Source organism: Nocardia sp. NRRL WC-3656 (genome assembly GCF_000720265.1).
In the GTDB taxonomy this organism is placed as follows: domain Bacteria; phylum Actinomycetota; class Actinomycetes; order Mycobacteriales; family Mycobacteriaceae; genus Nocardia; species Nocardia nova.
In genome coordinates this window covers 134,358-159,172 of sequence record NZ_JOJF01000004.1, presented here as the reverse complement: position 1 = coordinate 159,172, position 24,815 = coordinate 134,358, and the positions used below count along the sequence as shown (strand labels likewise).

Here is a 24,815-nt window from a genome sequence, read left to right as displayed (position 1 = left end):
GGGCCGTAGTCTGGTTGCGATCGTTGTTTCTCGCTGGTTCGCCGACGCTCCGGGAGGAGATGATCGTGAGCTCGACCCGCAAACCGCGGCGCGGCCGCCCGGAAACGGCGCCTTATGCCTCGATTGCCGGGTGGAAGCAACTCGACGGTGTGTCCCGGCCGAACAGCGGGCGTCCCCGCCGCCGCGAGAAACCGGCCGGCGCCCGCGAACGCCCGCCGCGCACACGCGGTCAGCGGATTCGGCGTCTGCTGCTGGCCCTGTTCCTGATCTTCGTCGCGATTCCGTCGTTGCTGTTGGTGCTCGCGTACTGGAGCGCCGAGATACCCGATCCGAGTGCGGTGCAGACCAATCAGATCGCCACCGTAACCGCCGCCGACGGAACGACCGTCCTGGCGAAAATCGTTCCCCCCGAAGGCAATCGCACGCCGGTGCCGCTGTCGGAGGTACCGCAGACCATGCGCGACGCCATGCTTTCGGCCGAGGATCGCGACTTCTACCGCAATCCCGGATTCTCGGCGTCGGCCTTCCTGCGCGCGGCGCGCGACAATCTGCTCGGCCGCGACGACGCGGGCGGTGGATCCACCATCACCCAGCAGTACGTCAAGAACGCCTTCCTCAGCTCGGAGCGCACCCTGTCGCGCAAGATGCGGGAGCTGGTGATCTCGGCGAAGATGGCGCGGCAGTGGAGTAAGGACGACATTCTCGCCGCGTACCTCAACACCATCTACTACGGCCGGGATGCCTACGGGATCGCGGCGGCCGCGCGCGCCTACTTCGACAAACCGGTCTCGCAGCTGACCCTGGCCGAGGGCGCGGTCCTGGCCGCGGTGGTGCGCACGCCGTCGATCCTGGACCCCGAGACGCACCTCGACCAGCTGAAAGCCCGGTGGAACTACGTGCTCGACGGCATGGTCGGGATGGGCGTGCTGACACTCGGCGAACGCGACAAGGTGCAATTCCCGACGATCGCGCCCGCACCCAAACCCGACGACGACGCCGCCCGCGGCCCCGCCGGGCTCATCCGCACCCAGGTGCTGAAGGAGTTGCGCGCGGCGGGGATCAGCGATCAGGAGATCAACACCGGCGCACTGCAGATCACGACGACCATCGACGCCAAAGCGCAGCAGGCCGCGCTGGACGCGGTGCACCGCACCCTCGACGGCCAGCCGCCGCAGCTGCGCAGTGCGGTGGTGTCGATCGATCCGCGTTCGGGTGCGATCCGGGCCTACTACGGCGGCGAGGACGGAGTCGGCTACGACTTCGCCCAGGCTCCCCTGCAGACCGGGTCCTCCTTCAAGACCTTCGCCGTGCTGGCGGCGCTGCAGCAGGGCTTCACACTGACGTCCCAGCTGGACAGTTCGCCGGTCGTGGTCAACGGGGTGCGGGTGACCAACGTCGAGGGTGAATCCTGCGGAACCTGTAGTCTCGCCGAGGCCTACAAGCGTTCGCTGAACACCAGCTTCATCCGGCTCACCCAAGCCATCGGGCCCCGGGCGGTGGCCGATGCCGCCCACCAGGCCGGTATCCCCCAGCAGATCCCGGGCGTACCGGGCACCTCACTGTCGGAACCCGACGGGCAGCCGGCGCCGACGGTCGTCCTCGGCGTGTACTCGGTGCGGCCCATCGATATGGCGTCGGCCTATGCCACCATCGCGGCGTCGGGCAGCTATCACCAGCCGTACTTCGTGCAGCGAGTGGTGGCCGGTGACGGCCGGGTACTGCTCGATCGCGGGGCCCCCGGGGGCGGGCAGCTGCCGCCGCCGCAGCAGCGCTTCCCGCGCGGGGTCACCGATGCGGCCACCAAGGCGATGCAGCCCATCCCGGCGTATTCGAACGGCCACACGCTGGCCGGGCGTCCGTCGGCGGCCAAGACCGGGACGACGCAGCTCGGAGACACCGGCGAGAACAAGGACGCCTGGATGATCGGTTTCACCCCGTCGCTGTCCACCGCGGTGTGGGTGGGTACCGATCAGCCGGAGCCGATCCGCACGGCGGGCGGCGGCATGATCTACGGCTCCGGGCTGCCGTCCGACATCTGGAAGCGCACCATGGACGGCGCGCTCGCCGGCACTCCGGTCGAGCAGTTCGCGAATCCCGATCCGAGCGCCGCGGCCGGGCCGTTCGCGGCGCCCCCGCCACCGAATTCGGCGGGGCCGTTCACGGAGCCGGAGCCCCAGACCGCGGCGCCGCAGCCGACCGGGAACGCGCCGTTCGACGTCCTGCAACCGCCGTCGCAGTCGGAGCGGCAGCCACCGCCGGTGATCGTCATTCCGCCCGCTCCGCCGCCACCGCCACCACCCCCGCCGCCGCGGCAGGTGGAGATCTTTCCGGGGCTGACCGTCCCGGTTCCGGGATGACGGTCCGATCCGGCACGCTGTGATGAAACGAATTGGAGTAATCCGGCCATCACCCAGCACACGCCGATAGGGTGGAACGGGGTTGAACACGAGACATTAGGGGCGACACGGGTGGATTTCGAAGTGGTGGAGCGCCACGAGACACTGGTGGCGGGCACGGTGCTACGCAGTCCGGCGCTGGCGGTCGAGGGACCGCGCCGGCAGAAGGTGGAAGAGGCGTGGAAGCGAACTCTGGCGCGCCGGTTACCCGGCCCGCCGGCGACCGCATATGTCGACCACGCGCCCGAGATCGGTTCCTATCTGACCCATATCGTCGGCTACCGGTGCGAGGGCCTCGACGATCTGCAGCCCGGTGATGTGCTGGCCCGCGTCCCCGCGGCGAAGTTCGCGCGCTTCCTGCGCACCGGCGACAACCTGGGCGACACCATCGTCTCGATCTGGCGCGCGGTCTGGGATCTGGAAGCGGCCGGCGCGCTGGTGCGGGCCTACACCGGCGATTTCGAGCACTACCCGGAGGCGCGCACGGTCGAGGTGTTCGTCGCCCTGCAGAGCGATCCGCTGACCGACGCGTTGAACAACGGCGTGGCCCAAGCCGATTCCGGCGAGAACAGGTAGGGACTCGTGGACTTCGAAATCGTCACCCTGGAACCGAGCCTCGTCGGGGGACTCACCGTCCCGCTGGCCGGGCGCGAGGTGACCGCACGAGATCTGGATTTGGTGAACTTCACCTGGGACCGCTACCTGTCGCGGGAGAAGAACGTCCCGCGCGTCGCGGCCTACATCGGCCAGGACGACCACGCCGTCGCGGTCCTCGGCTACGAACTCGGCGGACTCGACGAACTCGACACCGGCGACGTGATCACCCGCATTCCCGCGGGCCGCTACGCCAAATTCGTCGTCTCCGACAAGCCCTACGACCTGCTCCGCACCGCCTGGGCCAAGGTCGCCAAGGCCGAAAGCGCCGGCACGATCACCCGCTCCCACACCGCGGAGATCGAACGCTACACCGGCCCCACCTCGGTCGAAGTGTACGTCTCCCTCGACTGACCGCAGGACGAAAAGCAACGAATCAGGCTGGGCCCCCGCGATTTCCGCAGGGGCCCAGCCTGATTTCGAAGCCTGATATTCACAGCGGCATTCGCGCCTGACGCAACCCCGCACGGGCCGACCTCGAGGAGGCCCCGTTCGCGGCCGGCTCGCCGATGCGGTGCCGTGGCGTACGCGACGAAGGAGCAAGCCACGGTGCCGCATCGGCGAGCCCTAGGGGCCGCGAACCCGCCGAGCGAAGCGAGGCCGAACTACTCAGCGCCGATGATGAACGCTTCCAGCTGGGTGCGCGCGACGTCGTCGGCGAGCTGCTTCGGCGGGGACTTCATCAGGTAGGCCGAGGCCGGGATGACGGGTCCGCCGATGCCGCGGTCCTTGGCGATCTTGGCGGCGCGCACGGCGTCGATGATGATGCCGGCCGAGTTCGGCGAGTCCCACACCTCGAGCTTGTACTCCAGGTTCAGCGGCACGTCACCGAAGGCGCGGCCCTCGAGGCGCACGTAGGCCCACTTGCGGTCGTCGAGCCAGCCGACGTGGTCGGACGGGCCGATGTGCACGTCGTTGGCGCCCAACTCCTTCTTCAGGTTGCTGGTGACCGCCTGGGTCTTGGAGATCTTCTTCGACTCCAGGCGCTCGCGCTCGAGCATGTTCTTGAAGTCCATGTTGCCGCCGACGTTGAGCTGCATGGTGCGGTCCAGCTGCACGCCGCGGTCCTCGAACAGCTTGGCCATCACGCGGTGGGTGATGGTCGCGCCGACCTGAGACTTGATGTCGTCACCGACGATCGGCACGCCGGCGTCGACGAACTTCTGCGCCCAGGCCGGGTCGGAGGCGATGAAGACGGGCAGCGCGTTCACGAATGCGACGTTGGCGTCGATGGCACACTGCGCGTAGAACTTGTCGGCATCTTCCGAACCGACGGGCAGGTACGAAACCAGCACGTCGACCTTGGCATCCTTCAGCGTCTGCACGACGTCGACCGGCTCGGCCTCGGAGAGCTCGATGGTCTGCGCGTAGTACTTGCCGATGCCGTCGAGAGTCGGGCCCCGCTGGACGGTGACGCCGGTCGGCGGCACGTCGGAGATCTTGATGGTGTTGTTCTCGCTGGCGAAGATCGCATCGGACAGGTCGAATCCGACCTTCTTCGCGTCGACGTCGAATGCGGCGACGAACTTCACATCGCGCACGTGGTACTGGCCGAACTTGACGTGCATGAGGCCGGGCACAGTCACGTTCTCGTCTGCGTCCTTGTAGTACTGCACGCCCTGGACCAGCGAGGAGGCGCAGTTGCCCACGCCGACGATGGCCACGCGAATCTCATTGGCAGCCGGGTTGACATCACTCATGGCCGACATTTCCCTCTTTCTGTGGTGCCGCCTTCATTGATTGCTCCGCTGCAATCAACTCGTTGAGCCAGCGCACTTCGCGCTCGCTTGATTCGAGACCGAGTTGATGGAGCTGGCGGGTGTAGCGATCCAGTGTTCCGCTGGCGCGTTTGATCGCCTCCCGCAGTCCTTCTCGGCGCTCCTCGACCTGCCGTCGTCTGCCCTCGAGGATCCGCATCCGCGCCTCGGCGGGGGTGCGGCTGAAGAAGGCGAGATGAACGCCGAAGCCGTCATCGGTGTAGTTCTGCGGTCCGGTGTCGGCGAGCAGTTCACCGAACCGCTCGCGACCCGATTCGGTCAGTTGGTAGACCCGGCGGGCCCGGCGGGTGACCGCGCCGGCCGGACTCTCCTCGGCGATCAGACCGTCGGCCTGCATGCGCCGCAGCGTCGGGTACAGCGACCCGTAGGAGAAGGCCCGGAACGGCCCCAACAGGCCCGTCAACCGTTTGCGCAGCTCGTAGCCGTGCATGGGTGACTCCAGGAGCAGCCCGAGAATCGCGAGTTCGAGCACGGGCCTCACCTCCTGACTGTATTGAACAGACCTAACCGATGGATGCGATTACAAACTATATCGGACCGATATAGTGAGTGGAAAGGAACGTGTGGCTTCTCTCGGTGGCATGCCGTGCCCCCGCCGACGCAAGTACTCTGGGACCCGTGCGAATTCAGCGGCAGGTGGTCGACTATGCGCTCCGGCGCAGGTCGCTGCTGGCCGATGTCTATGCGGGCCGTGTGGACGTCGCCGAGGTATGTGATGCGAATCCGTACCTGCTGCGTGCGGCGAAATTCCACGGGCGGGGGAGCGAGGTCACCTGTCCGATCTGCCGAAAAGAGCAGCTCACGCTCGTTTCGTGGGTCTACGGCGATGGATTGGGACCGATCGCGGGTTCGGCCCGAACCCCCGAGGAACTGGTGCGGCTGGCCGAGACTCGGGAAGAGTTCTCGGTGCACGTGGTCGAGGTGTGCCGGACCTGTAGTTGGAATCATCTGGTGCAGTCGTATGTGCTGGGGCACACCCCGGCACCGCGGCGCCGTCGTGGTGGCGGCGCTCGTCGGACTGCCGCCGAATGACGGGCACACTCGACTGATATGTGGAGCGGTTCCCATACCGGCCGACGACGGCCGCGCACGCCCGCACCGAGCTATCCGGACCGTATCGAGTTATGGAGATCCAGGCTGTGACTTCGCCTTACGACGATGGACCGAACGGCGGTCGGCCCCCGCGCGGCCCGCAATCCGGACCCGGTGGTCAACCACCGCGTCCGGCAGGCGGCAACCCGCCCGGCGCCCGGCCGCTACCGCCGCGTCGCCAGGCACCGCCCCCGGGACCGGGCGGTCCCCGCGGCGGCCAGCCGGGCGGACCGCCGAATCCGGCCGGTGGCCCACCGCGACGCCCCGGCCCGCCGCCCGGCGGTGACCGCACGCCGCCGATGCGCGGCCCGGCCGGTGGCCCGCCACGCACGGGCGGACAGCCCACGGTGCGCGGCGGTCAGCCGAATCCGGCCGGTGGCCCGCCGCGGCGTCCCGCGAACCCGGCACCGCGTCCGGGTGCGGGGGCAACGCAGAAGATCGCCAAACCGGGCGAGCAGAAACCTCAGGCCACCCAGAAGATCGCGGCCGGAACCCTCGGTGAGGCGATGGCGCAGCGCGGCCCGCGCTCGACCGCGGCCAACCGGTCGGCTCCGGGTGGCGCCGGGACGCGCCCCGGATCCGGTCCGGGCACCGGCGGACGCCGCGCGGTCGCCGGAGGTACGCCCCCGTCGGGTCCGCCGCCGCGCAAGGGCAACGGCGGCGGTGACGGTCCGGGTGGGTCGGCGGGCAGGGGCCCGAAGACCAAGAAGAAATCGCCGTGGCGCATCGTGCGCCGAGTGATCTATGTCCTGGTGGCATTGGCCATCGTGGTGCCGAGCGCGGTCTTCCTGATCGCGTACACGACGGTCTCGATACCCCAGCCGGGCGACCTCAAAACCCCTCAGGTCGCCACGATCCTGGCCTCCGACGGCACCACGCAGATCAGCAGAATCGTTCCGCCGGAAGGTAACCGGACCGACGTCACCATCGACCAGATCCCGCCGCACGTGCGCAATGCGGTGATCGCGGCCGAGGACCGGGACTTCTACTCCAACCCGGGCTTCTCCATCAGCGGTTTCGCCCGCGCCGCGCGCGACAACCTGATGGGCAAGGACACCGCCGGTGGTGGTTCGACGATCACCCAGCAGTACGTCAAGAACGCGATGGTCGGCAATCAGCATTCGCTGAGCCGCAAGATGCGCGAGCTGGTGATCTCGGCGAAGATGGCGCGGCAGTGGAGTAAGGACGACATCCTCACCGCGTATCTGAACACGATTCCGTTCGGTCGCGGCACCTTCGGCATCGACGCCGCGGCCAAGGCCTACTTCGGCAAGTCGGTCGAACAGCTGACGGTCGAAGAGGGCGCGATGCTGGCCGCCACCATCAACCAGCCGTACGGCCTGGACCCGGAGAACAACCCGAAGGGCGCCGAACAGCGCTGGAACTACGTCCTCGACGGCATGGTCAAGGCCGGTTCCGTACCCGCCGCCGAACGCGCCAAGATGGTGTACCCGAAGGTTCTGCCGTCCAGCGCCAACAGCGACGACAGCGAGAACAAGACCGCGGGCCCCAACGGCTTGATCAAGCGGCAGGTGCTCAGCGAGCTGTCCGAGGCCGGCATCAGCGATACCCAGCTGAACACCGAGGGTCTGCAGATCACCACGACGATCGATCAGAAGGCCCAGCAGGCGGCGATCGATTCCGTGCACAAGAACATGCAGGGTGAACGCGACGAGGTCCGGACCGCGGTCGTCTCGGTCGATCCGAAAACCGGTGCGGTGCGCGCCTATTACGGTGGCGACAACGCGACCGGCTGGGACTTCGCCAATGCCGGGTTGCAGTCCGGCTCGACCTTCAAGGTCTTCGGCCTGGCCGAGAATCTCGAACTCGGCAAGCCGCTGTCGACGATGTACGACAGCTCCGATCTGACCGTCAACGGCATCAAGATCACCAACGCCGAAGGCGAAACCTGCGGTACCTGCACCATCGCCGAGGCACTCAAGCGGTCGCTGAACACCAGCTTCTACCGCATGGAACTCGATATGCCGGACGGCCCGGCCAAGATCGCGGCGATGGCGCATCGGATGGGCATCCCCGACACGATTCCGGGTGTTGGCCAGACCCTGACCGAACCCGATGGTTCCGGGCCCAACAACGGCATCATCCTGGGTCAGTACCAGGTGCGGCCGCTGGATATGGCCTCCGCGTACGCGACCATCGCGGCCTCGGGTGTGTATCACAAGCCGCATTTCGTGCAGAAGGTCGTCACGGCCGACGGTCAGGTGCTGCTCGACCGCGGACAGGTCGCCGGGGAGCAGCGGATCTCCGCAGCGGTCGCCGACAACCTCTCGTCGGCGATGCAACCGATCGCCGCGTCCTCCCGCAACCACGGCCTGGCCGGCGGCCGGCCGTCCGGCTCCAAGACCGGTACCACCCAGCTCGGTGACACCGGTCAGAACAAGGACGCGTGGATGATCGGCTTCACCCCGTCGCTGTCGACAGCGGTCTGGGCGGGTACCGCGGACGGTGTCGCGCTGAAGACGCCCGGCGGCTCGATCATGTACGGCTCCGGCCTGCCGTCGGATATCTGGAAGGACACCATGGACGGCGCGCTCGAGGGCACGCCGAAGGAGAACTTCCCGAAGCCGGCCGCGATCGGCGGCCAAGCCGGTGTGCCGTCCTTCTCGGCGCCCTACACCGCGCCGAGCACCACGCAGCAGGAGTATCAGCCGCCGGTCGTGGTGAAGCCGTCGCAGGTCGAGATCCTGCCGGGCATCACCATTCCGGTGCCGGGCATCCAGCCGAACCCGCGCTCACAACCGCAGCAGAACCAGCCGCAGTCGCAGGACACGGGGCCGCTGCCGGGGCAACCGGTGGCGCCCGCCGACGGCACGTCACCGAGCACCTCCAACTCCGGTGACACCAGCGGCAATTCACGGTCCCAGCGTCCGGGTGCGGGCGTCGGCAACAGTACCGACGGGACAGGAGACGGGTACACCAACAGTCACCGGTAGCCTCGGGTGGCGTGAGTGAACAACAGCCGGTGGCGGCCTCGACGTTCGGTGACGAAGGTGTCGAGACCGCCACCGGTTTCGTTTCCGCGGCGCCCCTCGCGGCGGATCGGAGGTCGGCGGCCCGCCGGGACAAACCCAGCCGCACCGATTCGATGACCGCGCAGTTGAGCAGCACGATCGGTGGCCCGGTCGGCGACCACGCCCTGATCGGCCGGGCCCGCTTCTGGACTCCGCTGCGCATCCTGCTGGCCTTCGCGGTGGTGTTCCTTGCCTTCGGCTGGGCCGGTAAGGCCGGCTGCATCCAGCAGACGACCACCTCGGAGGGCCATCTCACCCTCGACTGGAACAACGGCCGCCAGTACGTGGCCATGTGCTACTCGGATACGGTGCCGCTCTACGGCGCCGAACATCTCGACGAGGGCGCGTTCCCCTACAAGAAGAAGTGGACCGAGGTCGGTCCCGACGGCAAGCTGCAGACCCGGTACATGGAGTATCCGGTGCTGTCGGGCCTCTACCAGTACCTGGCGATGGAGGTCGCCAACATCTGGATGTCGCTGCCGTTGCCGAAGGCGCTGTCGGTGGTGGTGTATTTCAACGTCGTCGCCGTGGGACTGGCACTGGCCTGGCTGGTGACGGTGTGGGCGTCGGCGATGCTCTCGGGCCGCCGCATCTGGGATGCCGCGCTGGTGGCCCTCTCACCGCTGGTGCTCGTGCACATATTCACCAATTTCGACGCCCTGGCAACGGCTTTCGCGGCCACGGGCCTGCTGGCGTGGGCCAGGCGGCGACCGGTCCTGGCCGGAATCCTGCTCGGGCTGGGCGGTGCGGCCAAGCTGTATCCGCTGTTGCTGCTCGGTCCGATCGTGGTGCTGTGCCTGCGCGTCGACTGCCGCGACCGCTTGCCGGGCCTGCGAGAACAGCTGCGGCGCAACCGCAACAACGTGATCGGCGCGCTGCGCGACTATCTGGCCGGGGCGCGGATCAGCCCCCTGCGCGCGGCGCTGGTGACGGTGGTCTCGGCGGTGCTGGCCTGGCTGGCGGTGAATCTGCCCATCGCCGTGCCGTTCACCGAGGGCTGGTGGGAATTCTTCCGGCTCAACAGTGAACGCCATGCCGATCCGGATTCGCTCTACAACGTGGTCACCTCCTTCACCGGCTGGCAGGGGTTCGACGGTCCACTCGCCTCCTCCGACACTCCGACCGCACTGAATATGGTGTCGCTGGTGTTGTTCGCGGCCGCCTGCGCGGTGATCGGCTACATCGCGCTGACCGCCGCCCGCCGGCCCCGGGTGGCACAGCTGGCTTTCCTGGTGGTGGCGGCGTTCCTGCTGACCAACAAGGTGTGGAGTCCGCAGTATTCGCTGTGGCTGGTGCCGCTGGCGGTGCTGGCCCTGCCGCACCGGCGAATCCTGCTGGCATGGATGACGATCGACGCGCTGGTGTGGTTCCCGCGCATGTACTACTACCTCGGCACCGAGGACAAGGGCGTCCCCGAGCAGTGGTTCACCAGCGCGGTCCTGATCCGCGACCTCGCGGTCGTGGGCCTGTGCGCGTTGGTGGTCCGCCAGATCTACCGGCCCGACCTGGACCTCGTGCGAAGCGACGGCGCCGACGATCCGGTGGGCGGAATTCTGGACCGCGCGCAGGATCCGGCGCTGCCGTGGCTGCCGTCGGCCCTGCAACCCAAGGCGCCGTATCCGGCCTCTGGCGCGAACACCCGCTCATGGGCCAGGATCGACACATGACCGCATTGAGCGAGCAGGCGACCACCTTCCTCGAGTTGCACCGCCCCGGCGACCCGGCGATTCTGCCGACCGTCTGGGACGCGTGGTCGGCGAATCTGGTGCAGGCGGCCGGTTTCGCCGCACTGACCGTCGGCAGCCATCCGCTGGCGGATTCGCTGGGCAAATCGGATCAGGAAGGGATGACCTATCCCGAGTCGATGGCCCGGGTTCGCGAGATCACCGCGGCGGTGGACATTCCCGTCTCGGTCGATATCGAATCCGGCTACGGCCTGAAGCCCGCACAACTGATCGACGGACTGCTGGAGGCGGGCGCGGTCGGCCTCAACATCGAGGATTCGGTGCACAGCGAGGGTGGCCGCCTGCGCGAGCCGAGCGAGCACGCCGACTTCGTTGCCGGACTGCGGCAGGCGGCCGATGCCGCCGGTGTGCACGTGGTGGTCAACGCCCGCACCGATCTGTTCCTGCGCGAGGACCAGAACACCCCGGATCGCGTCGAGCGGGTGCTGGAGCGGATGCGGCTGGCGGCCGACGCGGGTGCCGACGTGCTGTATCCGCTGGGCCAGCGTGATCCGGAGATCCTGCGCCGGCTCTGTGCCGAACTTCCGTTGCCCGTCAACGCCATCGGTCTGCCGGATCAGGGCGATCGCGCCTGGTTCGCCGAATTGGGTGTTGCCCGAGTCAGTTTCGGGCCTTTCCTGCAACGCGCACTGAGCACCGAGGCGAACCGGTTGCTGGCGCGCTGGCAGTAATCCCGGAACCCCGGCACCGAACCGGGTGCGGTTCTGTGACAATGGAACACGCCGATGCCCGTCGCAACGCATGCCACGAAGCCCGAGATGAGCGAGCCGACGGCATGCGAACGGGGCGGTCATCGGCGCTGTGATCACCGTTCAAGCGACCCGCTCGTCGCGGTCGGTCCAGGACGGGTAGTCCGTGTATCCGATCGGTCCCCGGCCGTAGAGACCGTCCTCGCGCACCGGTGCCGGCGCTCGCCCGTGCCGAATCCGCGACACCAGATCGGGGTTGGCGATGAAGGCGCGCCCGAAGGACACCAGATCCGCTCGGCCCTCGGCGAGTACCCGCTCGGCCGCCGCCGGTGTGGTCGGCGCGCGGTTCTCGCCGACATTGGCGATGAGTGTGCCGTTCCAGCGCGGGCGCAGATCGTCGAGCGCCGGATAGTCGTCGTTGTCGGTGAGGTGCAGATAGGCGAGATCTCGCCCGGCGAGTTCACCCACCAGGGCGCGATAGAGCGGCGCCGGATCTGCCTCGCGCATCCCGAACTGCGGATTACCGGGGGACAGCCGGATCCCGACTCGATGCGAACCCGCGACCGCGGCAACGGCATCGGTGACCTCGAGTGCGAATCGCATGCGATTGGAGATCGTGCCGCCGTATTCGTCGGTGCGCAGATTGGTGTTGTCGGCCAGGAACTGATGAACGAGATAGCTGTTCGCCCCGTGGATTTCGACACCGTCGAATCCGGCCGTGAGCGCGTTGGCGGCGGCATCGGCGTAATGCTGGACGGCCTGTGCGATCTCGGCGCGGGTCATGGCACGAGGGTGCGGCGCCGGGGCCTTCCCGCCGTCGAGCAGGTGGAGCGGATCGGATGCCGGCACCGCGGACGGACCGGCCGGCAGGGTGCCGTCGATCCGGGCGAGCGGATGGCCCCACCGGCCACCGTGCATGAGCTGGGCGAAGATCCGGCCGCCCGCGCCGTGGACGGCCTCGGTGGCCCGGCTCCATTCGGCGATGTGCGTCTCGGTGGCCAGGCCCGGCACCCACGCCTCGCTCTGCCCGCTGGAATGCGGCCAGATGCCCTCGGTGACAATGAGTCCGGCCTCCGCACGCTGGGCGTAGTAGGTCGCCACATCGGCGGTCGGTGAACCGTCGGGACGAGAGCGCAGCCGAGTCATCGGCGCCATCACGATGCGATTGGGCAGATGCAGGTGGTGTGCGTGATAGTCGGTCAGCAACAGCATGCGCGTACCGTAGAACCTGACATCAATGTGAGGTGCAAGGAGAAACCGGTGCGCATCGGTGAACTGGCACGACGCACGGGCGTCAGCGTGCGGTCGTTGCGGTACTACGAGAGCCAGGGCCTGCTCGCCTCGACCCGGACCTCCGGCGGTCAGCGCGAATACCGTGAGCAGGCGGTGGACCGTGTCGTTCGCATTCAGGAGATGTTCGCCGCGGGACTGCACAGCCGCACCATCGCCGAACTGCTCCCGTGCATCAACGACACCGATGGCACACCCGCGGCGACCGCGACACCGTGGCTCACGGAAACCCTTGCCGCCGAACGCAAGCGCATCGAGGCGTGCATCAAGGATTTGGTTCGCACCCGCGACGTGCTCGACGGCGTGATCAGCGCGGCGCAGGGCGAGCCGCAGTAACGCCCGGTCGGGCGCGCCCGCACGTCAGGCGGCCACGCCCGCCCGATGCTCCCGGACACCGCCCGGTACCGGCGATGTCGGCTCCCCGACGGGCGCGGCATCCCGCCGGGTTCCGGACCGCAGCGAGGCCAGCACCATCCCGATCAGGCCGACGCCGAGGCTCGCAATCGTCAACGGGCGCAACGGTTGTGCGATCAGCAGCCAGGCCAGCACCGCCGTGACCAGCGGGGTGACGAAGAACAGCTTGCCGACACGCGTGGCGTCCCAGCGCCGCAGCATGGCGTTCAGCAACAGGAAGCACGCGACGGCGTTGATCGCCACCATCCACACCAGCGAGCCGGCGAACCGAAGGGGATCGGCGATATGGGTACTGCCGCTCGCGAGCATGAAGATTCCGGCCACCGGCGCGCTGACCAGAACGTGCACAGCGGTATTGGTGCGAGGGTCGACCTGCGGCACGAAACGCTTCTGATGGACCGTGCCGAGACTCAGTCCCAGCAGACCGACCACGCACAGCACCAAACCCGTTGCGGAGAAATGGGATTGATCGAAGACGGCCAGTCCGACGCCGATGCCGCCGACACCGAATCCGATCCATTGCCGCACGGTGACCGACTCCCCGAGCACGGTCCCGGCGAACAGTGCGATCACCACCGGATTCAATCCCTGCACCAGGGAAATCACCGCCGCGGACACATGATCGGCCATGGCCGTGTAGAAGGCCCCGAACTGCACCATTTGCATGAGCAAGCCGGCGACGGCGACATGCAGTAGTTCCCGGCCGCGCGGCCATGTCGCCCGCACGGCAACGGCATACGCGGCCAAGGCCACCCCGGCGAAGGCGAAGCGTGCGAACAGCACCATCATCGGCGGCGCCGCGCCGACGCCGATGATGCCGGCGATGAAGGCGCTGCTCCACATCACGACGAAGGCCGCGGGCGCGGCCGTCTCCATCAGTCGGTTCCGCACGACGCCTCCCAAGTAACCGCTTCAACTGGTTATCAACCCTGACATCGGCACAACTAACCTGTCAAGGGGGTTATGATGGGGAGGTGTTCACCTTCGTCAGCGGCAACCTGGCCCTGGATTTCGCCGGCACGGTCCAGGAGCGCAACGCCGGTTTCATCGATCTACTGACGGCTCCCGCCGCACTCGACGAATGGCTGATCGCGGCCGGACTACTGGACTCCGCGGCACAGTGCGACGCGGCCGCGCTCGCGCGGGCGGTCGGACTGCGCGAAGCGGTGTACCGCCTGGCCCTGGCCACCAGCGTCGGCGAGCCGTGGCGCGATGCCGACCGGGTGCTGGTGAATCGGATCGCCGACGGGCCGAAACCCTCGATCGCCCTGCGTGCCGACACCGGCGTGACCCGGCGCGGCGATTGCGATCACGCCCTCGCCCGGATCGCGACCGAGGCGATCGAACTCCTCGGCGGACCCGATCGCGATCGGATCAAACAATGCGGCCGCGACAGCTGCACACGCCTCTACCTCGACACCTCCCGCGCGGGTTCGCGACGCTGGTGCGATATGACGCTGTGCGGCAACCGCGCCAAGAGCGCGTCGTTCCGCGTTCGCCACGGCAAGCCGTAAGTCACCGCGCGGGAACGAGTTCGCGCGCTACCGGCGACACCATCGGCCGGTATCCGCGCGGGCGGGCGCGGACGAACGCGAAGAAGAAGAACACCAGCAGTATCGCGCGTCCCCACACCCCGAACTGCACGAGCTTCTCGTAGAAGTCCGCACCCGTCCCGCTGCCCAGGGCATGGAAGTAGCGGAAGACCCCGATGCCGAGCGCCAGATCGGCCAGCAGATAGGCGCCGATCGCCGCCCACGGCACCTCGAGCAGGACGAAGAACGGCAGTATCCACAGCGTGTACTGCGGTGAGTGCACCTTGTGGAACAGCAGGAATCCACACAGCATCGCCGCGCTCACACCCACCCACGGGTAGTAGCCGAGTGCGGGAAAACGCTTCCACCCCAACCAGATAGCCAGCGCGAACGAGACGACCACCAGGATCGGCGAGGCCGTCGCCACGACGTCCTGGAACGACGCTTCCCCGCTCTGCCCCTGCGCGAACATCGGCCGCAGTCCCCAGTACCAGACGGAGTTGGTGGTGATGTCGGCCTGGCGCATCTGCTGGAAGGTGAACGAGGCCCGCCAGCCGTCGTAGCCGAGCAGCGCGAAGGGCAGGTTGATCGCCACCACCGTCGCGATCGCCGCACCCGCGGCCGCGAGCGCACCGACCGGGTCGTAGCCGCGGCGGGGGGTATCCGGCTCGCCGAGGTCCGGCTCGCCGAGAAATATGTGGAGCATCAGCGGCAGCACGAAGATCCCCGGATACAACTTCAGGCAGAACCCGATGCCCAGCAGGACCGCCGCGACAATTCCCCTGGTGCGCAACGAATATCGAGTCAGCGTCGTCATCACGTAGACCGCGCCGACGGCCGTGCACACCACCGGGAGTTCCCAGTTGTGGAAGGCGTAGAGCACCAGCGGCGGGCCCACCGACCACAGCAGCGCGACGGCTCCCGACATCCGGCCCAGCATCCAGGCGGTCAGCAGGGCGAACGGCGCCAGCAGCAGGGCCGAATGCAGCAGGAAGCCGGCGTCGTCGTGCACCCCGGCCGCGCCGAGCCACATCAGCAGCCCGCTGAGCACCGGATATTCCACGGCGCCACCGGTCAGCGTGCCGTCGGGGGTGATGCCGCCGCCGACGTACGGAAACAGATGCTCGTCGATGCCGCGGCCGAGCCAGAGGAACTGGATGTCGGAATAGCAGACCTCGGCATCCTTGATGCGGTCGAAGATCAGACTGCGCCCGTCGCCGTCGAACGGCGCGCCCGCGCAGCGGGCCTTGTTGAGATAGGCGAAGATCAGCGTCACCGCGCAGGCCAGCACCGCGGCCGCGGCCGCGACCCGGCCGGTGGCGCGCGCCCGGACTACGGCATCGGCCACGCGGCCACCTCCGCGGCCACGCCGTCGCCGCCGCCGCGGTCCCAACGATCGGCGGGTCGAATCGGCATATGCACCACGATAGGTGGGCTACCCCGCGGACGGCGTTATTCCCCGGGAAGGAGACCCATTTCGCACCCGGTGCCCCGGATTCGGGTCCGGACCGGCCGTTCATGTAGCCTTACCGGGTTGCTGACGCAACGACCCCTCCTGCCACGGAAAGTCCGTGGCCGTTCACAGTCCACAGGAGGTGATGGGTTCCCGTGCGTCATTACGAAGTGATGGTCATCCTCGATCCGAACCTGGACGAGCGCACTGTCGGTCCGAACTTGGACAAGATGCTCAGTGTGGTCTCGCAGCAGGGCGGCAAGATCGACAAGGTCGACCTCTGGGGCCGCCGCCGGCTGGCCTACGAAATCGAGAAGCGCGCCGAGGGCATCTACGCCGTCGTCGACCTGACCGCCGAGCCGGCCACGGTCAGCGAGCTCGACCGTCAGCTGGGCCTGAACGAGTCGGTGTTGCGCACCAAGGTGCTGCGGCAGGACAAGAAGTAAGACCCCTGGCATACCTGCCGGAAAGCAAACCGCACTTGTCGTTGCCTGGCCTTAGGCTCTAGCGCAACAGGCGAGTGCACAGCTGATCGCACCGGAGACCAGGAGGAACCATGGCAGGCGACACCGTAATCACCGTCATCGGCAATTTGACGGCAGATCCGGAACTTCGATTCACACCCGCGGGCGCGGCGGTGGCCAATTTCACCGTCGCCTCGACTCCCCGGGTGTTCGACCGCAACGCCAACGAATGGAAAGACGGCGAGGCCCTGTTCCTGCGCTGCAACATTTGGCGTGAGGCCGCGGAGAATGTCGCCGAGAGTCTGACCCGAGGCGCTCGCGTGATCGTGAGCGGACGGCTCAAGCAGCGCTCCTACGAAACCCGCGAGGGTGAGAAGCGCACGGTCGTGGAACTCGAGGTCGACGAGGTCGGTCCCTCCCTGCGCTACGCGACCGCGAAGGTCAACAAGACCTCGCGCGGCGGTGGCGGCGGTGGTGGTGGCTTCGGCGGCAATTCCGGCGGCACTGGTGGGGGCTTCGGCGGCTCCAACGGTGGCAGTCGCGGCGGACAGGGTTCCGCCGGCGACGATCCGTGGGGCAGCGCTCCCGCGGCCGGCTCCTTCGGAGGCGGCCAGATGGACGACGAACCGCCGTTCTGAACGGCTCACATATCGGGGCCCGCGCTGTGCGGCTCCCAGGCAAACGGAGTGAAGACCCATGGCCAAAGCACCGGCACGCGAAAAGGTGCTGAAGAAGAAGGCTTGCGCGTTCTGCAAGGACGACAAGAAAGCCAAGAAGGACGGCTCGGGCACCGGGGCCGTCATCGACTACAAGGACACGGCGTTGCTGCGCAAGTTCGTCAGCGACCGCGGCAAGATCCGCGCCCGCCGCGTCACCGGCAACTGCGTGCAGCACCAGCGGGACATCGCCGTCGCGGTGAAGAACTCTCGCGAGGTTGCGCTGCTGCCCTACGTGTCCACGGCTCGCTGAGAACGGGAGGCAGACGATGAAGCTGATTCTGACTGCTGATGTGGACAACCTCGGTGCGCCCGGCGACACCGTGGAGGTCAAGGACGGCTACGGCCGCAACTACCTGCTGCCGCGCGGCCTGGCGATCGTCGCCACCCGTGGCGCCGAGAAGCAGGTCGAGGGCATCCGCCGGGCGCAGGACGCTCGCCGCGTGCGCGACCTGGACCACGCCAAGGAGCTCAAGGCCGCGATCGAGGGCCTGGAGGGCGTGTCCCTGTCGGTGAAGACCGCCGGCACCGGCAAGCTGTTCGGTTCGGTCACCACCGCCGACGTCGCCGGTGCGGTCAAGGCCGCCGGCGGCCCGGTGCTCGACAAGCGCAGCATCGAGCTGCCGAAGTCGCACATCAAGAGCACCGGCAAGCACAACGTCACCGTGCACCTGCACCCCGACGTGATTGCCAAGTTCGATCTGCAGGTTGCTGCCGCGGAGTGATATCCGCTCCGCCGTCCGGCGGGGTCCCGCATCGGTTCGCCGATGCGCTCGCTCCGGACGGTGGATCACAGTTCTTCGAAGACCATCCCCGTAGTCACTGCGGGGATGGTCTTCGCCTGCGCGCGTTCGCCCTGGCCGGACAGGCCCGTCAACGGCTCTTGTCGCATTTCGGGGCGGAATCGGATCCGACACGATAGAGTTGCGAGAGATTTGCTAGATGGTGACGGCAGGCACCGGATCCCGCCGCCGACGCATCCTGCGCACTTTTTACCCAGCTCCTGGGGATTTGTGGACAAGTAGCCGAACCGACCGTCTGGAATGTGATCTGCGCCATAGCGTGAGAGAGCGGTGTTTACCCAACACGCCCGGCTGTTCATCTTGAATGACACGCCGACGGGATTTCGATCCACATGTGGGAAATCGAAAAAACGTGGTTCCACCTGGTCATAGCCACTGCGCATACCGGGTTATCCCCAGTTGATGCACAAGGCCTACACAACGGCGGGTGAACTGTGCCCAGTTTATCCACAGTTGTTTCCACAGGACGGTTTGGCGATCCCCAACTCGGTCCCTTAGGTTCTTCCAGGCGCCGTCATCACGCGCCGGGAACGCCGCGGTTCTCGCTGCGAGAAGTCGTTAGCTACAGCGGGTTTCCGATCATGTGGTGGCCGCGCCGACGTCCGGTGTGCCATGTTCCGACGTGTCGGTACCCGGGCGTACAACAAGTCATCAATAGGGTCGAAGCCGGGTGGGATCAGGCCGGGTGCGATGAGAGAGGACGGTCGAGTGGCAGTCGTCGACGATCGCGGGCACTCGGACTACAACGATCAGCACGGCGAGGATTTCGGTCGGCAGCCGCCGCACGATATGGCCGCCGAACAGTCGGTTCTGGGCGGCATGTTGCTCAGCAAGGACGCCATCGCCGACGTCGTCGAGGTCATCCGTCCCGGCGACTTCTACCGTCCGGCGCACCAGGCGGTCTACGACGCGATTCTCGACCTCTACGGCCGTGGCGAACCCGCGGACCCGGTCACCGTCGCCGCCACCCTGGATCGCCGCGGCGAACTCAAACGCATCGGCGGCCCGCCGTATCTGGTCACCCTGACCCAAACCGTGCCGACGGCGGCCAACGCCTCCTACTACGCCGAAATCGTCGCGGAGAAGGCGATTCTGCGCCGCCTGGTCGAGGCCGGCACGCGCATCGTCCAGTTCGGCTACGCCGGCTCCGAGGGCCAGGACGTCGCCGAGGTCGTCGATCGCGCCCAGGCCGAAATCTACGAGGTCACCGAACGCCGCTCCAGCGAGGACTTCCTGCCCCTGGAGGAACTCCTCCAGCCGACGATGGACGAAATCGACTCCATCGCCAGCCGCGGCGGCATCTCCCTCGGCGTACCCACCGGCTTCACCGAACTCGACGAGGTCACCAACGGCCTGCACCCCGGCCAGATGATCATCGTCGCGGCCAGGCCTGGCGTGGGTAAGGCGCTCGCACTCGATACCCCGCTGCCCACTCCGGCCGGCTGGACGACCATGGGTGAGGTGGCGGTCGGAGACCAACTGCTCGACGCGCACGGACGACCGACTCGGGTCGTGGCCGCCACCGAGACGATGTACGAACGCCCTTGCTACGAGGTGGAATTCTCCGACGGCACGGTGATCGTCGCGGATGCCGAACATCAGTGGCTCACCGAAACACGCGCCTCACGGCGCTCTGCGCAGCAAGCCGCGGCCGGACGCAATCGGTACCGGAATCAGCGGACATTCGCCGAGGTTCGGACCACTGCGGACATCGCCGGAACGCTTCGCTGCGCGACCGCGGACGGGCGTCTCAACCATTCGGTCACCAACGCGGCGCCGCTGCAGCTGCCGGAGCGTGATCTGCTGGTTCCGCCGTATACCCTGGGCGCCTGGCTGGGCGACGGCACCTCCGCCTCCGCCCAACTGACGACCGCGGACCCGGAAATCGTGCTGCGCATCGAGAACGAGGGGCTGATCGCAGTCCCATCGGCGAGCGCCCCGCTGCGCTACAGCCTGCGGTTGCCCGAACCCGACCCCATCGCTACTCGCAACTGCGTTGTGTGCGGGACCGAGTTCGTGCCGTTCACCTCCGAGGTGAAGACCTGCGGCCGATCCTGCGGTGGTCGATCACGATTCGTATCGGCACCCTCGCCCCGGCCGACCTGCCCGCAGTGTGGCCGACCCTCGACCGGTCTGCGGATGTGCCAGAGCTGCCGCGATACCACCGGCACGGTGCAGGCACGGTTGCGCACCATCGGGGTCCTGGGGAACAAGCACATCCCCAGCGCCTATCTGCGTGCCTCCGAAGCACAGCGGCGGGCGCTGCTGGCCGGTCTGCTCGACACCGACGGCACTGTGACCCACGGCGGTTCGGTGCAATTCACCGTGACGAACGAACGACTGGTCTCCGACGCGGAAGAACTGATCGCCAGCCTCGGATATCGATGCCACCGATCGACCAAGAGCGTTCGCGGACGCACCGCGGACAGTTCGGTGGCGTACACCCTCACGTTCGCCACCGACGACGAGGTGTTCGGTCTGAGCCGGAAGAATCTGCTGCACAAGCAGCGTCGGCGCGCGGCCGGGACAGCCCGCTCGCACTCACGGTTCATCGTCGACGTCCGGCCGATCCCCAGCGTCCCGGTCCGCTGTGTCGAGGTCGACAACGCCGACCACCTCTACCTGGCCGGGCGCTCGATGGTCCCCACGCACAACTCCACCCTCGGAATGGATTTCATGCGGAGTTGTTCGATCAAGCACGGCTTGGCGAGCGTTATTTTTTCGCTGGAAATGAGTAAGACCGAGATCGTGATGCGTCTGCTGTCGGCGGAGGCGAAGATCAAGCTCGGGGATATGCGGGCCGGGCGGATGAGCGACGACGACTGGACCAAGCTCGCGCGGCGGATGAGCGAGATCAGTGAGGCGCCATTGTTCGTCGACGACTCGCCGAACCTGACCATGATGGAGATCCGGGCCAAGGCGCGGCGGCTCAAGCAGCGCCACGATCTGCGGCTCGTCGTGGTGGACTACCTGCAGCTGATGACATCCGGTAAGAAGGTCGAGTCTCGCCAGCAGGAAGTCTCGGAATTCTCCCGAAGCCTGAAACTACTGGCCAAGGAGCTGGAAGTTCCGGTGGTCGCGATCAGTCAGCTGAACCGTGGTCCCGAACAGCGGACGGACAAGCGCCCCATGGTCTCCGACCTCCGCGAATCCGGTTCACTGGAACAGGACGCCGACATGGTGATCCTGCTGCACCGCCCCGACGCGTTCGAACGCGACGACCCGCGCGGCGGCGAGGCCGACCTGATCCTCGGCAAACACCGAAACGGGCCCACCGCGACGATCACCGTCGCCCATCAGCTCCACCTCAGCCGCTTCGTGGATATGGCTCGCGGGTAGCGGGCAGCCGCCGCGGCCAGGCGATGTGGTCGACCGAGAGCCACGGTGCGGCCGCGAGGGCAGCGGAGGTCATTCCCGCGAAGTCGACGATGTCGCGATGGAGATGGGACTGATCGACGAAACCGGCATCGGCGGCGACCCGAGCCGGGCGGTGGCCGGCGGCGAGGCGATGGGCCACGTGGTCGAACCGGACCAAGCGGGCGCACTGTTTGGGCGTGATCCCGATCTGGGCGCGAAAGCGCGACCACAGCCGCTGACGGCTCCAGCCGACCTCGGCCGCCAGCGGTTCGATCCGCGCCCGGCCGTGGCTGTATGCCAGTCGCCGCCAAACGAATTCGACCTCCGGATCCACCTCCGGACCGGTGGCGAGTCGCCGAGCCAGCGCGGCGTGCGCGAGCGCGAAGCGCGTATCCCACGACCGCGCGGCCCGCAGTTGCTCCTGGATTCGCGGGGCCTCACCACCCCACAGTTCGCCGAGCCCGACCACCATGCCGTTCAGTTCCGCACCCGCACCGAGCACCGCGTGGGCGATCACGGGTGAGAGCCGGATCTGCAGCAGGTCGACCCCGCGGCCCGATCCCCGCAACGCGCCGCGAGGCAGCCCGACCACCAGAGCACCGCCCGTGCGCTCACCGTCCACGACCAGCGCGTCACCGACATCGATGAAAACCGTCAGCGCCGGATACGGAATCATCTGCAACGCGACCGATTCCCCGGCTCTGCCGCGGAACCCGGCCATACTCACTCCCGGCATACCCCGCCCCGCCGGCACCGCGACATCCATCGCGGCACCGGCCAGCGACACCGGCTGAACAGGCATGACGCCATGGTACGAGCGATTCATCGATCCGCCGCGGTTGGCGAATTCAGTTCGGACGGTAGCGCGCTCGCAGGTGGAAACGTTCGCCCTGGGGACCGAGGATGCTCAAGAATTCCACCGGGCGGGCATCGGCGTTGCCGAACCAGTGCGGGAGGTGGGTGTCGAATTCGGCAACCTCGCCGGTGCCGAGTATCAGGTCCTGGTCGCCGAGCACCACGCGCAACCGGCCGTCGAGCACATACAGCCAGTGGTAACCCTCGTGCGAGCGCGGCGCCGGCTCGCGGTGGCCGCCTCCGGCGGGCAGGATCTGGCGGAATACCTGCAGGCCACCGAGATTGCGAGTCAGCGGGATGACGGTCATGCCGTCGCGTCTGAACGGTTGTGGATAGACGCGGGGGTCACCGCTCGCCGGGGCGCCGATCAGTTCGTCCAGCGGAATCCGGTAGGCCCGGGCGAGTGCCAGCGACTGTTCGAGTCCGGGTTTGCGCTGCCCGGACTCGAGCCGCGACAGGGTGCTGACCGGAATCGCTGTTCCGGCCGAAAGCTCGGCCAGCGTCCTGCCGCTGCGGCGGCGCAACTCACGCAGCCGTGGTCCCAGCGCTGCCACTACCGGTTCGAAGCCGTCGTCCACGCCCTCACCGTGACCGGTGCCGCGCCCCGAATGCAAAGAAATTTGCCGGATCGTCAAAGCGGTCCTCTTCGCGGCGGAGAAAAGGGCCTTATCGCTGCGGCGGGGCTTCGTGTTTACAGGTCGCGGTTCAGATCACAGAACTGTTCCGGCTGGTAACACCAGGCCTGTGGTTCCCGACACCTCTCGTGACACACACGGCCCGTCGGGGGGCCTGTCCCGCTTTCTTGTCGGACCGAATTGGGGATCAGGACATGGCTCTTCGCGAGTTCATCAAACGGCACCGCATCGCCTCCGCGGCCGCCGGACCAGCAGTTTTGGGGGTGGCGGCCATTGTCGCGGCCTCGTGGGGCCTGATGGCGACGCCCGAGACCCGCGATACGCGGCTCACCTCTTCGGTCACCGAATGTCACGACATGGTGACCATCTCGGTGGCCGGTCGCAACGACAGCCCGGACCCGAACAAGACGGCCATGCTGGTCGACGCGAACGGCAATGCGCTGCCGGCGGCGCTGTCGAGTGATTACAGCAGCCACTGGGTCGATCCGGTGGTCAACGCACCCGCCGACAAGGTCGATCCGGGTTCCTATGCCGCGGTCTACATCGCGTATCCGGCGAATATGAGCACCTACGAGCAAGCGGTCGACACCGGTGTGGCCAATGCCGAGAAGGTCATGCACGACATCGCGCAGGCCTGCCCGGACACCAAGTTCTCCATCGTCGGCTACAGCGAGGGCGCCGACGTCGCGCGCCGCGTGGCCATGGGCATCGGCCACGACCAGCCGGGCGCCGACGGCAAATACGATGTCGTCGACCCGAAAAACGTTCTGGGCGTGGTGATTCTGGCGGATGCCGGTCGTACCGCGGGCGATGGCCCGTTCCCCGGCGCCCAGGATCCCAACCATCCCGACGGCTTCGATCAGAACTACCAGAACGGCAACAAGCCGATCTCCGGACAGGGCGCGCTGCCCGACCAGGCCGGCGACTTCGGTGCGCTGAACGGCAAGGTCGCCTCCTTCTGCTCCGAAGGCGATCTCACGTGCGCTGCGCCGCAGAACATTTCGCTGCTGCAGCTGGCCGCGAACGTGGGCCGGCAGTTGAACGTCGACGCCTTGCAGAACGAGGGGCTGACGCCCGCGACGGGTCAGGACGTGGCGGTCACGCTGGGCCGGATCGCGATGAACGCCTTCTCCTACATCGCGTCGCAGCCGAATTGGATGGCCAGTAACGAGACCTTCCTGCAGGTGCTGCTGAAGGTGTCCGAGCCGGGCTACAAGCCGGGCGACAATCCGCCCGCACCCGCTCCGGCACAGTCGATTTCGACCGATCAGATGGCGCCGCTGGCCTATCTGCCGCAGAAGGTGCTCAACGAGATCATCGGCCTGATCGTCACCAACCAGAACACGATCCCGGTGATCATGAGTGATCCGTACCAGCTGACCCTGGGCCCCAACGGCACCGGTCACCACTTCGATTACTGGCGCGATTCGGATGCCGCGAACGGCAAGCCGATGACCTCGGCCGAGTATGCGGCGGCGTGGCTCACCCATCTGGCTCAGCAGGCGCAGGCGGGTCAGCAGATCGACCCGAAGTCGCAGCCGACGCAGGCCGACGTCCAGGCGGCGTACAAGACCGTCCAGGACACCAAGGCGGCGGACGCCAAGGCGGCGACGACCACGAGCCCGGCACCGACCACCACTCAGCCCGCGCCGACGACCGCGACGCCGACGACCACCAACAGCAGCACGGCGCAGACCACCACGCAGGCCCCGGCCACCACGACTACCACCGTCGCGCCGGCCGAACCGCCGGCTCGGACGCAGGTCGCGGCCCCGGTCGAGACCACGGCACCGCCCACCACCCAGTCGACCACCACCGAGCCGACGACGACGCAGCCGACCACCACGTCGGCGGCGCCGACCACGACGGCCACGAAGTAGCCGACCCCAGGTGAGCCGACAACGGCCGGG

General features: G+C 67.6%; 22 protein-coding genes. 15 read left to right on the top strand and 7 right to left on the bottom strand.

Features of this window, described 5'->3' with window-relative positions:
* The first annotated feature begins 59 nt into the window (after positions 1-59).
* From IG65_RS0107815 to IG65_RS0107805, 3 genes are all read left to right on the top strand, one after another.
* The gene (locus IG65_RS0107815; protein ID WP_030514166.1) at positions 60-2,357 is read left to right on the top strand and encodes a transglycosylase domain-containing protein; all 2,298 of its coding nucleotides are present in this window, start codon (positions 60-62) and stop codon (positions 2,355-2,357) included.
* Between the two features lie 111 nt (positions 2,358-2,468).
* On the top strand, positions 2,469-2,972 hold the full coding sequence (locus IG65_RS0107810; RefSeq protein ID WP_051755519.1) for a GyrI-like domain-containing protein: 504 nt from the start codon (positions 2,469-2,471) through the stop codon (positions 2,970-2,972).
* Positions 2,973-2,978: 6 nt separating this feature from the next.
* A complete protein-coding gene (locus IG65_RS0107805) occupies positions 2,979-3,404 on the top strand; it encodes a GyrI-like domain-containing protein (protein ID WP_030514164.1) in 426 nt (141 codons plus the stop codon).
* A gap of 251 nt (positions 3,405-3,655) precedes the next feature.
* Here IG65_RS0107805 and IG65_RS0107800 read toward each other — a convergent pair whose 3' ends face one another.
* Together IG65_RS0107800 and IG65_RS0107795 are read right to left on the bottom strand one after the other, a co-directional pair.
* On the bottom strand, positions 3,656-4,750 hold the full coding sequence (locus tag IG65_RS0107800) for an inositol-3-phosphate synthase (protein ID WP_030514163.1): 1,095 nt from the start codon (positions 4,748-4,750) through the stop codon (positions 3,656-3,658).
* Positions 4,743-5,300: a PadR family transcriptional regulator gene (locus tag IG65_RS0107795; protein ID WP_030514162.1), complete on the bottom strand. Its 558-nt coding sequence runs from the start codon at positions 5,298-5,300 to the stop codon at positions 4,743-4,745. Before IG65_RS0107795 ends, IG65_RS0107800 begins: the two co-directional genes overlap by 8 nt.
* 146 nt (positions 5,301-5,446) lie before the next feature.
* Here IG65_RS0107795 and IG65_RS0107790 point away from each other — a divergent pair, with 146 nt between their 5' ends.
* The 4 genes from IG65_RS0107790 (at position 5,447) to IG65_RS0107775 (ending at position 11,368) form a co-directional block, all read left to right on the top strand.
* Complete coding sequence (locus IG65_RS0107790; protein WP_030514161.1) at positions 5,447-5,860, top strand: DUF5318 domain-containing protein; 414 nt, start codon at positions 5,447-5,449, stop codon at positions 5,858-5,860.
* Positions 5,861-6,219: 359 nt separating this feature from the next.
* Positions 6,220-8,874 carry a transglycosylase domain-containing protein gene (locus IG65_RS34465; RefSeq protein ID WP_231509087.1) on the top strand — a complete coding sequence of 885 codons (2,655 nt, stop codon included), beginning with the start codon at positions 6,220-6,222 and terminating at the stop codon, positions 8,872-8,874.
* 29 nt (positions 8,875-8,903) lie between these two features.
* The gene (locus tag IG65_RS0107780) at positions 8,904-10,619 is read left to right on the top strand and encodes a glycosyltransferase family 87 protein (protein ID WP_051755581.1); all 1,716 of its coding nucleotides are present in this window, start codon (positions 8,904-8,906) and stop codon (positions 10,617-10,619) included.
* Positions 10,616-11,368 (top strand): isocitrate lyase/phosphoenolpyruvate mutase family protein, encoded by a 753-nt coding sequence (locus IG65_RS0107775; RefSeq protein ID WP_030514158.1) that lies wholly within the window; start codon positions 10,616-10,618, stop codon positions 11,366-11,368. Before IG65_RS0107780 ends, IG65_RS0107775 begins: the two co-directional genes overlap by 4 nt.
* A gap of 141 nt (positions 11,369-11,509) precedes the next feature.
* Here IG65_RS0107775 and IG65_RS0107770 read toward each other — a convergent pair whose 3' ends face one another.
* Positions 11,510-12,598 (bottom strand): alkene reductase, encoded by a 1,089-nt coding sequence (locus tag IG65_RS0107770; RefSeq protein WP_030514157.1) that lies wholly within the window; start codon positions 12,596-12,598, stop codon positions 11,510-11,512.
* A gap of 48 nt (positions 12,599-12,646) precedes the next feature.
* Between IG65_RS0107770 and IG65_RS0107765 the strand changes: the two genes are divergently transcribed.
* Positions 12,647-13,012: a MerR family transcriptional regulator gene (locus tag IG65_RS0107765; protein ID WP_030514156.1), complete on the top strand. Its 366-nt coding sequence runs from the start codon at positions 12,647-12,649 to the stop codon at positions 13,010-13,012.
* Positions 13,013-13,036: 24 nt separating this feature from the next.
* On the opposite strand, the gene IG65_RS0107760 is transcribed toward IG65_RS0107765, so the two are convergent.
* Positions 13,037-13,981 carry a DMT family transporter gene (locus tag IG65_RS0107760; RefSeq protein WP_231509086.1) on the bottom strand — a complete coding sequence of 315 codons (945 nt, stop codon included), beginning with the start codon at positions 13,979-13,981 and terminating at the stop codon, positions 13,037-13,039.
* Between the two features lie 83 nt (positions 13,982-14,064).
* On the opposite strand from IG65_RS0107760, the gene IG65_RS0107755 reads away from it, so the two are divergent.
* The gene (locus IG65_RS0107755) at positions 14,065-14,604 is read left to right on the top strand and encodes an ABATE domain-containing protein (RefSeq protein WP_030514154.1); all 540 of its coding nucleotides are present in this window, start codon (positions 14,065-14,067) and stop codon (positions 14,602-14,604) included.
* A gap of 1 nt (position 14,605) precedes the next feature.
* On the opposite strand, the gene IG65_RS0107750 is transcribed toward IG65_RS0107755, so the two are convergent.
* Entirely contained in the window at positions 14,606-15,970 is a 1,365-nt protein-coding gene (locus IG65_RS0107750; RefSeq protein ID WP_030514153.1) for a glycosyltransferase 87 family protein, read from the bottom strand.
* Between the two features lie 260 nt (positions 15,971-16,230).
* On the opposite strand from IG65_RS0107750, the gene rpsF reads away from it, so the two are divergent.
* From rpsF to dnaB, 5 genes are all read left to right on the top strand, one after another.
* Positions 16,231-16,521 carry a 30S ribosomal protein S6 gene (gene rpsF, locus IG65_RS0107740; protein WP_030514152.1) on the top strand — a complete coding sequence of 97 codons (291 nt, stop codon included), beginning with the start codon at positions 16,231-16,233 and terminating at the stop codon, positions 16,519-16,521.
* 110 nt (positions 16,522-16,631) lie between these two features.
* Entirely contained in the window at positions 16,632-17,177 is a 546-nt protein-coding gene (locus IG65_RS0107735; protein WP_030514151.1) for a single-stranded DNA-binding protein, read from the top strand.
* 58 nt (positions 17,178-17,235) lie between these two features.
* Complete coding sequence (gene rpsR / locus IG65_RS0107730) at positions 17,236-17,508, top strand: 30S ribosomal protein S18 (RefSeq protein ID WP_025353551.1); 273 nt, start codon at positions 17,236-17,238, stop codon at positions 17,506-17,508.
* Between the two features lie 16 nt (positions 17,509-17,524).
* A complete protein-coding gene (rplI, locus tag IG65_RS0107725; RefSeq protein WP_030514150.1) occupies positions 17,525-17,980 on the top strand; it encodes a 50S ribosomal protein L9 in 456 nt (151 codons plus the stop codon).
* 786 nt (positions 17,981-18,766) lie between these two features.
* Positions 18,767-21,397: a replicative DNA helicase gene (dnaB, locus tag IG65_RS0107715; protein WP_030514149.1), complete on the top strand. Its 2,631-nt coding sequence runs from the start codon at positions 18,767-18,769 to the stop codon at positions 21,395-21,397.
* Here the strand turns inward: dnaB and IG65_RS0107710 are convergent.
* Together IG65_RS0107710 and IG65_RS0107705 are read right to left on the bottom strand one after the other, a co-directional pair.
* Positions 21,366-22,217, bottom strand: coding sequence for a helix-turn-helix domain-containing protein (locus IG65_RS0107710; RefSeq protein WP_036523638.1), 852 nt, complete (start codon positions 22,215-22,217; stop codon positions 21,366-21,368). The two genes, dnaB and IG65_RS0107710, sit on opposite strands and share 32 nt — an antisense overlap.
* A 46-nt stretch (positions 22,218-22,263) precedes the next feature.
* The gene (locus IG65_RS0107705) at positions 22,264-22,848 is read right to left on the bottom strand and encodes a helix-turn-helix domain-containing protein (RefSeq protein ID WP_030514147.1); all 585 of its coding nucleotides are present in this window, start codon (positions 22,846-22,848) and stop codon (positions 22,264-22,266) included.
* 251 nt (positions 22,849-23,099) lie between these two features.
* Here IG65_RS0107705 and IG65_RS0107700 point away from each other — a divergent pair, with 251 nt between their 5' ends.
* On the top strand, positions 23,100-24,785 hold the full coding sequence (locus tag IG65_RS0107700; RefSeq protein WP_030514146.1) for a cutinase family protein: 1,686 nt from the start codon (positions 23,100-23,102) through the stop codon (positions 24,783-24,785).
* Positions 24,786-24,815: the final 30 nt, after the last annotated feature.